The 12,063-nt window shown below is 64.2% G+C and carries 13 protein-coding genes; 7 read left to right on the forward strand and 6 right to left on the reverse strand.

Going from position 1 to position 12,063, the window contains the following annotated elements:
• Positions 1 to 18 precede the first annotated feature (18 nt).
• From QMG84_RS00495 to QMG84_RS00520, 6 genes are all read right to left on the reverse strand, one after another.
• Positions 19 to 1,791, reverse strand: a complete 1,773-nt coding sequence (locus tag QMG84_RS00495) for an acetolactate synthase 3 large subunit (RefSeq protein ID WP_281929683.1) — start codon at positions 1,789 to 1,791, stop codon at positions 19 to 21.
• A 320-nt stretch (positions 1,792 to 2,111) separates the two neighbouring features.
• A complete protein-coding gene (locus QMG84_RS00500) occupies positions 2,112 to 2,729 on the reverse strand; it encodes a glutathione S-transferase family protein (protein WP_281929685.1) in 618 nt (205 codons plus the stop codon).
• An 81-nt stretch (positions 2,730 to 2,810) separates the two neighbouring features.
• On the reverse strand, positions 2,811 to 3,254 hold the full coding sequence (locus QMG84_RS00505) for a L,D-transpeptidase (RefSeq protein WP_281929686.1): 444 nt from the start codon (positions 3,252 to 3,254) through the stop codon (positions 2,811 to 2,813).
• Positions 3,255 to 3,642: 388 nt separating this feature from the next.
• On the reverse strand, positions 3,643 to 4,254 hold the full coding sequence (locus QMG84_RS00510) for a TetR/AcrR family transcriptional regulator (protein ID WP_281929687.1): 612 nt from the start codon (positions 4,252 to 4,254) through the stop codon (positions 3,643 to 3,645).
• A 237-nt stretch (positions 4,255 to 4,491) separates the two neighbouring features.
• A complete protein-coding gene (locus QMG84_RS00515) occupies positions 4,492 to 5,238 on the reverse strand; it encodes a YebC/PmpR family DNA-binding transcriptional regulator (protein ID WP_281929688.1) in 747 nt (248 codons plus the stop codon).
• Positions 5,239 to 5,291: 53 nt separating this feature from the next.
• The gene (locus QMG84_RS00520) at positions 5,292 to 5,588 is read right to left on the reverse strand and encodes a hypothetical protein (RefSeq protein WP_281929689.1); all 297 of its coding nucleotides are present in this window, start codon (positions 5,586 to 5,588) and stop codon (positions 5,292 to 5,294) included.
• Between the two features lie 197 nt (positions 5,589 to 5,785).
• Between QMG84_RS00520 and QMG84_RS00525 the strand changes: the two genes are divergently transcribed.
• The 7 genes from QMG84_RS00525 to QMG84_RS00555 all read left to right on the forward strand — a co-directional run bounded on the left by QMG84_RS00525 (position 5,786) and on the right by QMG84_RS00555 (position 12,034).
• Positions 5,786 to 6,280 carry an LOG family protein gene (locus QMG84_RS00525; protein ID WP_281929691.1) on the forward strand — a complete coding sequence of 165 codons (495 nt, stop codon included), beginning with the start codon at positions 5,786 to 5,788 and terminating at the stop codon, positions 6,278 to 6,280.
• Positions 6,281 to 6,406: 126 nt separating this feature from the next.
• The gene (locus QMG84_RS00530) at positions 6,407 to 6,766 is read left to right on the forward strand and encodes a YidB family protein (RefSeq protein ID WP_281929693.1); all 360 of its coding nucleotides are present in this window, start codon (positions 6,407 to 6,409) and stop codon (positions 6,764 to 6,766) included.
• 150 nt (positions 6,767 to 6,916) lie between these two features.
• Positions 6,917 to 7,897 (forward strand): GDP-mannose 4,6-dehydratase, encoded by a 981-nt coding sequence (gene gmd / locus QMG84_RS00535; RefSeq protein WP_281929695.1) that lies wholly within the window; start codon positions 6,917 to 6,919, stop codon positions 7,895 to 7,897.
• A complete protein-coding gene (locus QMG84_RS00540; protein ID WP_281929696.1) occupies positions 7,894 to 8,907 on the forward strand; it encodes a GDP-mannose 4,6-dehydratase in 1,014 nt (337 codons plus the stop codon). The genes gmd and QMG84_RS00540 overlap by 4 nt, the downstream gene beginning before the upstream one ends.
• Positions 8,904 to 10,346: a glycosyltransferase family 4 protein gene (locus tag QMG84_RS00545; protein WP_281929698.1), complete on the forward strand. Its 1,443-nt coding sequence runs from the start codon at positions 8,904 to 8,906 to the stop codon at positions 10,344 to 10,346. The genes QMG84_RS00540 and QMG84_RS00545 overlap by 4 nt, the downstream gene beginning before the upstream one ends.
• A gap of 121 nt (positions 10,347 to 10,467) precedes the next feature.
• Entirely contained in the window at positions 10,468 to 10,998 is a 531-nt protein-coding gene (locus QMG84_RS00550) for a hypothetical protein (RefSeq protein ID WP_281929700.1), read from the forward strand.
• Positions 10,999 to 11,179: 181 nt separating this feature from the next.
• Positions 11,180 to 12,034, forward strand: a complete 855-nt coding sequence (locus tag QMG84_RS00555) for an outer membrane beta-barrel protein (RefSeq protein WP_202070990.1) — start codon at positions 11,180 to 11,182, stop codon at positions 12,032 to 12,034.
• Positions 12,035 to 12,063 lie beyond the last annotated feature (29 nt).

Raw genomic sequence — 12,063 nt, forward strand, 5'->3', positions numbered from 1 at the left:
AGCGAAGCGCGTCGGAACTTAAACGAGCATCTTGCCCTTTTCGTCGATGATCGCGCCGATGTCGACGCCTGCGTCGTCCGAAAGATCGGCGAGCAGCATGTCGTTGTGCGCCTTGCCCGAGGGGATCATCGGGAAGCAATTCTCGACCTTGTCGACGAGGCAGTCGAAGAGCACCGGCCCGTCATAGTCGATCATCTCCTGAATGGCGGCGTCGAGCAGCTTCGGATCGGAGCAGCGGATGCCCTTGGCGCCGAAGGCTTCGGCGAGCTTCACGAAATCCGGCAGCGCCTCCGAATAGCTGTGCGAATAGCGCCCGCCATGCAGCAGCTCCTGCCACTGGCGCACCATGCCCATATATTCATTGTTGAGGATGAAGACCTTCACCGGCAGGCGGAACTGGATCGCCGTCGAGAGTTCCTGAATGTTCATCAGGATCGAGGCCTCGCCCGCAATGTCGATGACGAGCGCGCTGGGATGAGCGAGCTGCGCGCCGATCGCGGCGGGCAGGCCATAGCCCATGGTGCCGAGCCCACCGGAAGTCATCCAGCGGTTCGGCTCCTCGAAATGATAATGCTGCGCGGCCCACATCTGATGCTGGCCGACCTCGGTCGTGACGTACGAGTCGCGGTCCTTGGTCAGCGCATAGAGACGCTGCACGGCGTATTGCGGCTTGATGGTCGTGTCGGAGTTGCGGAAGGCGAGCGATTTCTTCTCCCGCCATTCCGCGATCTGCGACCACCACTGATCGAGCGGCTGCTTGTCGGCGTGCATCGCTTCGGCGCGCCAGATGCGGACCATGGCTTCGAGCACATGGGCGCAGTCGCCGACGATGGCGAGATCGACCTTGACGTTCTTGTTGATCGACGAGCGGTCGATGTCGATATGGATTTTCTTCGAGCCCGGCGAGAAGGCGTCGAGACGCCCGGTGATGCGGTCGTCGAAGCGCGAGCCGACCGCGATCATCAGATCGCAATCATGCATGGCGTTATTGGCTTCATAGGTGCCGTGCATGCCGAGCATGCCGAGCCAGTTCTGGCCGGAGCCCGGATAGGCGCCAAGACCCATCAGCGTCGAGGTGATGGGAAAGCCCGTGAGGCTCACTAATTCGCGCAGCAGGGTCGAGGCCGAGGGGCCGGAGTTGATGACGCCGCCGCCGGTGTAGAAGATCGGCCGCTTGGCGGCGGCCATCATCTTCACCGCCTCGCGGATCGCGTCCATATCGGCGTCGAGCTTGGGCTGATAGGTCTTGTGCTGCGCGACGCGCGGCGCCGAGTATTCGCCGCGTGCAAATTGCACGTCTTTGGGAATGTCGATCACCACCGGGCCGGGACGGCCCGAGGTCGCGACATAAAAGGCCTCGTGCAGAATGCGCGGCAGGTCCGCGATATTCTTCACGAGGTAATTGTGCTTGGTGCAGTGGCGCGTAATGCCGACCGTGTCGCATTCCTGGAAGGCGTCGGAGCCGATGAGATGCGTGGGCACCTGGCCGGTGATGCAGACGAGCGGGATGGAATCCATCAGCGCGTCGGTAAGGCCGGTGATGGTGTTGGTGGCGCCGGGGCCCGAGGTGACGAGCAGCACGCCGACCTTGCCGGAGGAGCGCGCATAGCCCTCGGCCGCATGGGCGGCGCCCTGCTCATGGCGCACGAGAATGTGCTTTACCTGTTCCTGATGGAAAAGGACGTCATAGATCGGAAGGACCGCGCCGCCGGGGTAGCCGAAGATAATCTCGACGCCCTGATCCTTCAGGGCCTCGACCACCATTTCTGCGCCGGTCATTTCCTTCGACATGGTCATTTTTCCGTTTCAACTCAGCGGCGGGCAATAAAAAAGGCCCTCTCCGGGGCCTTGGGTCAAGCGCCATAGGCGGAATGCGGGCCTACTCCCGCTCCGTCTCCGGCGCCACATCTACTACGAGAAGACCGCGCATCGCGCCCCGCCTATCTTGATCTAGCGCGCAGAGGTTAAGGGAGGCGGGGCGGAGAATCAAGCCGGATAGCTGGCGCATTTGTCATCCAATGGAACCCTCGCCCGTCATTGCGAACGAAGCGACGCAATCCAGGGCGGTAACCGCCGCAGTGAATTGCTGCGTCGGCACCGCCTCCGCGCGGTCACGCCCCTTCCGCCGCAAGCACGTTCTTCACCGCCGGGTCCGCGGCCATCATGTCGTGATGGGCGCGCACGGACGGAAATCCCGACAGCCCGTCGTCCAGCAGGCTTTGCGCCCAGCGCTCCATGGGAAAGATATAGGCGTCGAGATAGCTGCGCCGCTCGCTCAGGAAAAAGCGCCGGCCGGCCAGATGCGCGTCGATGATGGCGAATTTCTTGTGCGCCAGCGCTTTCGCCGCGTCGCGAATATCGTCGAAGGCCTTCTTCTCCCGCGCACGCGTGTAGCGGTTCGGCACGAAGAGCGGGAAGAAGGCGGGGTGAAGATCGCCCGTGATGAAAAAACTCCAGCGGTCGGCCTCGGCCTCCTCCCGCGCCGAGCCATGGATGGCGAGGCCCGCCTTGGGAGAGCGTAAGGAGAGGTAGCGTAGGATCGCCGCGTCCTGGGTCAATATCCAGCCTTCGCCATCGTCGAGCGCGGGCACGGCGCCGGCGGGGTTGACCTTGAGATAGTCCTTGTCGCCGAACGCGACTTCCTTCGTCGCATAGGGCTCGCCGATCCATTCGAGCACGATATGGGCGGCAAGCGAGCAGGCGCCGGGGTGGTAGTAGAGCGTGAACATGGCCGGAGCTCCTTTAGGAGACGCCCGGTTCAAATAGTGCGGCCCGCTTCCCGGCCGACACACGAGGCTCCGGGCCCGCCATCAACGGCTGGCGTAACGGGCGGGAGAGCTGACGATGGAAATGCTCGCGCCTTCGTTCTGGACCATTTCATAGAGCATCTTGGCGTGTTCCGGAGAGAGACGGACGCAGCCGTGTGAGGCGGGCGTGCCGAGCGCCGACAGCGCGTAAGTGCCGTGAATGGCGTAGCCGCCGCGAAAGAAGATCGAATAGGGCATCGGCGAGTTGTGGTATTTCTTCGAGTAATGCATCCGCTCCATGCCGATCGGCGCGAAATGACCGCGCGGCGTCGTGAAGCCGGCGCGCGCCGTCGAGACCGGCCAGTCATAAGAGCCCGTGGCGGATTGGACGTGCATGTTTTGCGTCGTGAGATCGACGTCGATGACGACTTCGGCCTTGGCGGAAGCGCCGAAGGCAAAAACGGAAAGAGCGCCGGCAACGAGCGCGCAATTGAGAGATTTTTTCATTGTCGTATCCCCCTTGGCGGCGGTTCCCCTCGAACCGACGACGCCAAATTAGGAGGAAGAAGCTCGGGCCTCTGTGCGACACTGCACGCAGCCGGCAGGGGGCCTGCTTTCAGGGGAAGGCGATCGCGCCGGATCGGCTGGGCAGTCGTAGGGTTCTCATACGAGATCCGCTCGATTGGTTCGGCGCCATCGCTGACGCTCGCGCCGTTTGGATACACAGGGTATCACCGCCGTCATTGCGAGGAGGCGGAGCCGACGAGGCAATCCAGGGCCGCATCGCTGCCCTGGATTGCTTCGCTTCGCTCGCAATGACGGGCGCTGGACAAAACTAGCGCTCTTGTGGCTCTGGATTCAAATGGCAATCCGAGCTGTTCAAACGGAAACGGTATCACCCCTTGGCCTTCGCGACAGCCGCCGCCATCACCCCCTGCACCGCGCCTTCGAGGACAGTGGCGGGGTCGGCCGTTTTCGCCGGATCGAAATGGCCGGAGATGGTCAGCATGGCGACGCCATGCGCCGCCGCCCAGATTTGCAGCGCGACATGGCGCGCGCCCTGCGCCGGCGCGCCGGCCGCCTGCAGCCAGGCCACGGCGGCGCGCCACAGGATTTCGAGCGCATGGTCGGCCGCGCCGCCCGCCTGGGGATCGGCGAGCGTCGCCGCTTGGCCGAACATGGCGACGTAGAGGCCCGGCTCCTCGCGGGCGAATTTGAGATAGGCCGCGCACATGGCGCGCATGGCGGATTGGGCGTCCGGCCGGCCCTCGTCCCAGGCCGCTTCGATCCGCGCGCCGAAGGTCTCGAAGCCCTGGCGGGCAAGCTCGGCGAGCAGCGCGCCGCGACCGGAAAAATGCCGGTAAGGAGCGGCGGGGGTGACGCCCGCGCGGCGGGCGGCTTCCGTCAAAGTGAGGGCGGAAGGCCCGCCCTCGGCCAATATCTCGATCGCCGCATCCACCAACGCCTGCTTGAGGGAACCGTGATGGTAGCGGCGTTTCACATGCATCGTGTCGGGCTCGCTTTCGGAGCGCGTTTCTCTCCCGGGCAACCGGGCAAAAGCCGGGCGTGAGCTTATCCCTCCCCTTTATGGGGAGGGTGGCGCGCGAAGCGCGACGGGTGGGGTAAGGCCCCCAACCCCTGTCGTCGCTGCATGGGCCCCACCCGGCGGCCTATGGCCGCCGACCTCCCCGTAAAGGGGAGGTATCGGGATCAACGACGCTGGACCGCTATTCGACCAACAATCTCAGCCCGCGAGCTTGGCCATCAGCGCGTCTGAAATCTCGAAATTGGCGTAGACGTTCTGCACGTCGTCATTGTCTTCGAGCGTGCCGACGAGCTTCAGGATCTTCTCGCCCGCTTCGTCGTCGACCTTGATCGTGTTCTGCGGCCGCCAGACCAACGCCGCCTTCTTCGGCTCGCCGAATTTGTCCTCCAGCGCCTTGGCGACGTCGCGCAGGCTTTCGACCGTGGTGACGATCTCATGAGTTTCGTCGGTCGAGGAGACGTCGTCGGCGCCGGCCTCGATCGCGGCCTCCATCATCGCGTCCTCGGAGGCGACCTTCTTGTCGAATTCGACGAGGCCGACGCGGTCGAACATGAAGGACACGGCGCCAGTTTCGGCCAGCGCCCCGCCCGCCTTGGTGAAATAGGAGCGCACCTCGCCCGCCGTGCGGTTGCGATTGTCGGTCAGCGCCTCGATGATGACGGCGACGCCGCCGGGGGCGTAGCCCTCGTAGCGCACCTCGTCATAGTTCTCCGAATCGGCGCCCGAGGCCTTTTTGATCGCGCGGTCGATATTGTCCTTGGGCATATTCTCGGCCCTGGCCGCCAGAACCGCGGCGCGGAGCCGGGCGTTCATATTGGGATCGGGGAGCCCCATCTTGGCGGCGACGGTGATTTCGCGGGCGAGCTTGGAGAAGAGCTTGGAGCGGATCGCGTCCTGCTTGCCCTTCTTGTGCATAATATTCTTGAACTGACTATGCCCGGCCATCGTCCTTCGCCCTTGCGTCCAGCTTTCTTCGCCTCTAGCGGCGTCCGAGCCGTCTATACCTCCCAGCGCAACGGAAATAAAGAAAGGCGCGCGGCATGAGCGGGATCGACCACTCCGACGGCGAAGAGCCCGCCCCGCCCGATCCCTTCCGACGCCGCGAGCCGCTCCCGGAAGAGCGGCCGAAACCTCTCGATGACGACCCCGAAGCAGCGCAGCGGCTGGCGGCCCTGCTCGCGAGCCCAGCCTATCGAGAGGCCGACTCCGACGTTGATTTTCTCGCGACCGGCGATGCGCGCGGCCCAAGACTCGGGCTCGATTATCTGAAGGCCGAGCTGCTGCTGCAGCGCCATGGGGTGACAGACACGATCGTGGTCTGGGGCTCGACACGCATTGTTGAGCCCGGGGCGGCGCGACAACGGCTCGAGCATGCCGAGGCGGAAGCGACGGCGCGGCCGGATGCCCCGGAAGCCGCCCGTCGCGCCAGGACCGCCCAGCGATCGCTGAGAAGGCGCGTTTTTACGACATCGCGCGGGCGTTCGGCGGGATCGTGGGCGCGGCCGGGAACCTTCCCGGCGAACGGCGCCTCGCCATCGTCACGGGCGGCGGGCCGGGAATCATGGAGGCGGCCAATCGCGGCGCATTCGACGCCGGGGCCGAGACCGGCGGGCTCAATATCGCCCTGCCGCGCGAGCAATATCCCAACCCCTACATCACGCCGGAGCTTTGCTTCCACTTCCATTATTTCGCGATGCGCAAGCTGCATTTCGTTTTGCGCGCCCGGGCGCTCGTCGCCTTCCCGGGCGGTTATGGGACGCTCGACGAAGTCTTCGAGACCCTCACCCTGTCGCAGACCCGCGTCTTGAAGCCGCTACCGATCGTTCTCGTCGGAGAGGCCTATTGGCGGCGTGTGTTCGATCCGGATTTCCTGATCGAGGAAGGGGTCATCGCCCCCGAGGATCGCGCTTTGTTCTGGTATGCGGAGAGCGCGCAGGAATTTGGGACGGTATCTTGCGCTGGTGGGAAAAGGCCAGCGAGCCGCTGATTTAGGCCGAACCAGCCGCCTCCGGGCGACGCGGCCCAGGTCGCCGCGTCATTGTATCGCCGCAGCTCGATCCCTATCTGTCGTCCCGGCGCGGCGCAGCGCCGCCCGTTTGAATGGAGAAGACAGATGAGCTGGCTCAAGGCAATTGTCGGCGGCGCCATCGGCGCAGAAGCGCTCAGCCTCATAAAGGATTACGTCGAAAAGCAGGGGGGCCTCGACGCCGTGGTCAAGCAGTTCCAGGAGGGCGGGTTCAAGCGTCAGGTCGATTCCTGGGTTTCCACCGGCAAGAACGAGGCGATCAACGCGATCGAGGTCGGTCAGGCCATCGGCATCGAGAACGTGAAGAAATTGGCGGCGAGCGCCGGCGTCGACATCAACAAGGCGCGCGACCTTCTCGCGCAATATCTCCCCGTGGCGATCGATCAGGCGACGCCGGAGGGCAAGCTGCCCGCGCCCGGGACAGACGAAGCCAAAAAGGCGGATTGATTTAGCCGTCAGGGCTCCCGAAACTTCGCCGCCGGCCCGCGTCGGCGGCTTTTCCTTTCTCGGCCCCGAAAACGCGCTTTCTGCTGCGACTTGCCTCGCCGGGCGCGATTCAGTAAGCCCTTCAGCCGAAGCATTGGACAGGGAAGATTGATGACCAAGCGCGCGCTAGTGACGGGCATTACGGGGCAGGACGGGGCCTATCTTTCGCAGTTTCTGCTCGAAAAGGGTTACGAGGTGCATGGCGTTATCCGCCGCTCCTCACATCGCGGCGTCGAGGACCACCGTCTGCGCTGGCTCGGAATCAGCGGCAAAGTGCATCTGCACGACGCCGATCTCATCGATCTCTCGAGCCTCCTGCGGACGGTCGAGGAGGTCGAGCCCGACGAAATCTATAATCTCGCGGCGCAGTCCTTCGTCGCCTCGTCCTGGCGCCAGCCGCTGCTCACCGCCAATGTCACCGCCGTCGGCGTGACCAACGTGCTCGAGGCCATGCGCCTCGGCGCGCCGAACGCCCGCTTTTATCAAGCCTCCTCCTCCGAGATGTACGGGCTCATCCAGGAGCCCATGCAGAGCGAGAAGACGCCCTTCTATCCGCGCTCGCCTTACGCCGTCGCCAAGCTCTACGGCCATTGGATCACGGTGAATTATCGCGAGAGCTTCGGCCTGCATGCCTCTTCCGGCATTCTGTTCAACCACGAGAGCCCGCTGCGCGGCGTCGAATTCGTCACCCGCAAGGTCACGCGCGGCGTCGCCCAGATCAAGCTCGGGCAGGCGAGCGAGCTGCGGCTCGGCAACATCGACGCCAAGCGCGACTGGGGCCACGCCAAGGATTATGTGCGGGCGATGTGGCTGATGCTGCAGCAAGACAAGCCCGACGACTATGTCGTGGCGACGGGCGTCACCACGACCGTGCGCGACATGTGCAAGATCGCCTTCGACCATGCGGGCCTCGACATGGGCAGGCATCTGGTCATCGACCCTGCCTTCTACCGACCGGCCGAAGTCGACGTGCTGCTCGGCGATTCGCGCAAGGCGCGAAAGGCGCTGGGCTGGCAGCCCGAGATCAACCTCGATCAGATGATTCGCGAAATGGTCGACGCCGATCTGGAGCGCCTGCGGCGCGAAGCTTGAGCCAAACACGAAAGAGCGCGGCGATGGCGGCGGCCTATGAGCGGATTTTAGTGACGGGCGGCGCCGGTTTCGTCGGCGCCCATCTCACCAACGCCCTGGTGGAAGCCTATCCCGGCGCCGCTCGCATGTTGCTTCTGCGCCCGGGCGAGGCGGGCGCGAACGCCGCCTTCGAGTCCACGACGGCTGATCTCCTCGACGAGGCCGCGATCGACCGGCTCGTGGCGGAGCTGCGTCCCGATCTCATTGTCCATCTCGCGGGGCAGGCGTCCATCGGTCTCGCCGCGAGGGCGGCCGAGCACACCTGGCGTGTGAATTTCCACGGCTCATTCAGCCTCGCCGCGGCCATCGCGCAACATGCGCCGCGGGCCGTTACGCTCTTCTCATCCTCGGCGGCGATTTACGGCGCGAGCTTCCGCGACGGGATGCTCAATGAAGACGCACCACTGCGGCCGCTAGATATTTACAGCCGCTCCAAGGCGGCGGCCGAAGGCGCGCTCGCAGATATTCTCGGTCAGGAAGGACGGCTCATCGTCGTGCGCCCGGTCAATCATTCCGGCCCCGGCCAGAGGAATCACAACTTCGTCCTGTCCTCTTTCGCGTCACAGATCGCGTCGATCGAGGCGGGCAAGTCGGAGCCGCACATCAGGGTCGGCGATCTCTCGAAGGAGCGGGACTTCCTCGACGTACGCGACGTGGTCGACGCCTATATGCGTCTGATCGCCCGCGCCCACGACCTCCCCGAGCGCGTCTCGACCTTCAATATCGGCTCGGGCGAGGCGCGCACGATCGCATCTCTTCTGGATGAATTGCGCGCCATGGCGCGACGCCCATTCGACGTCGAGGTCGACCCGCACTTGCTGCGCCCCTCCTCGACGGATATCGCCGCGATCGCCTGCGACGCCTCCAAGCTGCGCGCCGCGACGGGCTGGGCCCCGCGCTACACGGCGAATGACATGCTGCGCGTGCTGCTGGAAGAATGGCGCGCGAAATACGCAGGCGTCGAGGCATGAGCGAGGAGTCCTCAAAGGACAAAGAGCGCATCCGCCTCCTCGAATTTCAGCTCGATTATCTCCGCGCAGAGCTTCTGCACCTTACTCATGAACGCTATCGGCTGACCTATTCGGTCTCCGGCCACGTCTATCGCTTTTTGCGGCCGGTCGAGCAACGGCTCGCCGACGCCGGCGCGGCGATCGCCGCCTATTTCCGGCCACAGGCCGAGAAAGCGCCTGCGCAGGCCGAGACGTCGCTTCCCATAACGGCCTCGACGCCGACCTTGCCGGCCCGGCGGCTCCTCATCGACGTGACCGGCACGGTCAAGCGTGACGCAGGCACGGGCATACAGCGCGTGGTCAAGGAAGTCGCGCGCGCCTGCCATTCCAGCGCGAGCTTCGACATCCCGGCTTTCGCCGTGCGCTGCGAGAACGGCAAGCTCTATACGGCCAACGCCTTTACGGCCGCCCTCGGCGGCGCGGAGACGGGCGACGACGTCGAAGTCGCCATCGCGCCCGGCGATCGCTTCCTGATGCTCTCGGACAGTTGGAACGCTTTCGAGGAGCTCACCCGGACCACAGGCGCGCCTGAAGGCGCGCGGTCCATTTTCGAGCGCATCCGCGCGAACGGCGGCGAGATCGTCACCTGCATTTTCGACCTCATCCCCGAGCTTTACCCACACGCCTGTCACGAGGTGACGGTGCCGCGCTATCGCGCCTGGCTGCGCAAGGCGCTTCTCGAAAGCGACGCCTTTCTCGCCATCTCCCGCACGGTCGCCGAGGAACTCGCGGACTATATCGCTGCAGAGGGCCTACCCCATCGGCCGGGCCTGAAGATCGGCTGGTTCCAATGCGGCGCCGATCTCGCTGCGCCGCCGACGGCCACGCCGCGGGAGAAGATCGCCGCCGCCATCTCTGGAGACGCGCCCGCTTTCCTGATGGTCGGCACGATCGAGCCGCGCAAGGGGCACCGGATCGCGCTGCAGGCTTTCGACGCCCTGTGGCGCTCGGGCGTCGATCTGCGATTGATTGTCGTCGGCCGGCGCGGCTGGTTTGAGGAGGCGATCGCCGCCGGGATGGAAAACCATCCGGAGTTCGGCCGACGTCTCTTCTGGTTCAGCGACGTCGATGACGGCGAGCTCTCCTACCTTTACCGCCACGCCCGGGCGCTGCTCCTGCCCTCCTATGCCGAAGGGTTCGGATTGCCGATCGTCGAAGCGGCCCAGCACGGCCGCCCCGCCATCTGCAGCGACATCCCCGTATTCCGGGAGGTCGGAGGCGACGGCGCGATCTATTTCCGCGTCAACGACCCTGATGCGATTGCCGAGGCGATGCGCGCCTTCCTGGCGGGCCGGCTCCCCGCCGATCCGGCCAGGACGCTCAACGTCTCCTGGGCGGATGCAGCGCGGCGCATCGTCGCGGTCGTCGCGCGCGAGGATTGGCTGACGCGCCTGCCCTGACCGCGCCCTTGGTTTCGGTAGGCGCAAAAGCATGTTAGAGAGGCGACAATGGGCCGCGCGCAACGACAAAGCGCGGCTTTTTCGCGCCGCTCGGCGCCGCCGACCAAGGGGACCAACGCTCATGGCGTTAAACATTCCGTTCATCAACGATCCGACGCCGAGGACGGTCCTCAAAATGCTCAATCTAGAGGCGTCGCAGCTCTCGCTCCCTGACTCGGAGCAACTGATGAAGGGCGCGCTCGCCGCCTATGTCGTGCTACAGATCGGCGCGCAATATTTCTCCCATTCGCTGCCGGTGAGCATTTTCTACGGCCTCTCCACCGCGGCCGTGCTTTACGGCGCGACGCTGCTCCTGCTCCGCTACCTCAAGCAGGAGGACAGATTCATCAAGACCGTGAGCGCCTTGGCGATCCTGGGCGCCGTCGGGGCGGGCGCCTATATCGTCATGCATTTCATCGTCGGCGTCGCGCTGCCGCCGCCGCTGCCGACCGAACGCCTGACACGTTTCCTGCTGTTCCCGATCATCATCTGGCTCGTCTTCATTTACGCCTTCCTGTTCCGGCATGTGGCGCTGCGGCCGATCCCGGCCTTTGTGACGGCCTCTGTCTATGTGCTGATCATCGAGATCGTTCTGTCGTCCGTGAAATTCTAAAGAACGACCGACCGAAGAGAGCCTCAGGCGCCCGCGCTCAGTCGCGGACGCCTTTTTTGTTTATAAAGAAGACGGAAACCATGCTGGCGGATTAAGCCGCCATTAAGCATGATCGATCATTCTTCCTTCATTCCCGAGCGTGGCCGTCGCGCCCGTTCGGTCTCGACCAAGGAAGATAGCAATGGTTCGCCCGTTTTTGCGCGCCCGCGCGACGATCGCCACCGCGCTGCTGGGCGCGCTTATCGCGCCAGCGACGCAGGCCGCGGACTTTCCAGCCATTCAACCGCAGCAATTCGTCGAGGAAGGCCCTGTGGAATGGGGCTCGAACTGGTATTTGCGGGGCGATCTGGGCATCGCTCGCACCACGCCGACCGAGCTCAACGGCGTCACCTTGTCGAACAGCTTTCCCAACAATTGGACCATCGGTCTCGGCGGCGGCTACAAATTCAATGATTTTCTGCGCGCCGACGTGACGGTCGACTACGAGAGCCTCTATCAGAAGAGCGGCGTGCGCAACGATATCGGGCTACCTTGCACGATCGGGCTCTATCAGCCCAATCCCCTCGGCGATCCCGGGCTGGTCAATCCCATCTACTCGGCCTGTTTTCCCTGGGTCAGAAACAGAACCGAGTCGATGCTCACCCTGGCCAACGCCTATATCGACTTGGGCAATTGGTGGGGTTTCACGCCTTACGTCGGCGCCGGCGTCGGCCTCAACGTGCTTTACCAGAGAGTGTCGTCCAACTGGTATATGTATAATGGCGTCCCTTATGCGGGCGTGACCTACACAGACCCCCGCACCAACGCCACTTACATGGCCAATTGGGACACGAAATACCAGGACACCTATGTTCGCTTCGCCTATGCCTTCATGGGCGGATTTTCCTACGACATCGACAACCATTGGAAGATCGACGTCGGCTACCGTTACGCGAATATGGGCAAAATCACCGGCGTCGACCGCTACAACAACGTGGTTTCCACTAATCTGATCAGCCAGCAAGTCCGCATGGGCTTCCGCTATGTGATCGACTAGCTAGGCGCGCCGGTCGCACGATGTTAAAC

Origin of the sequence: Methylocystis iwaonis (assembly GCF_027925385.1) — a bacterium.
Classification (GTDB): Bacteria; Pseudomonadota; Alphaproteobacteria; order Rhizobiales; family Beijerinckiaceae; genus Methylocystis; species Methylocystis iwaonis.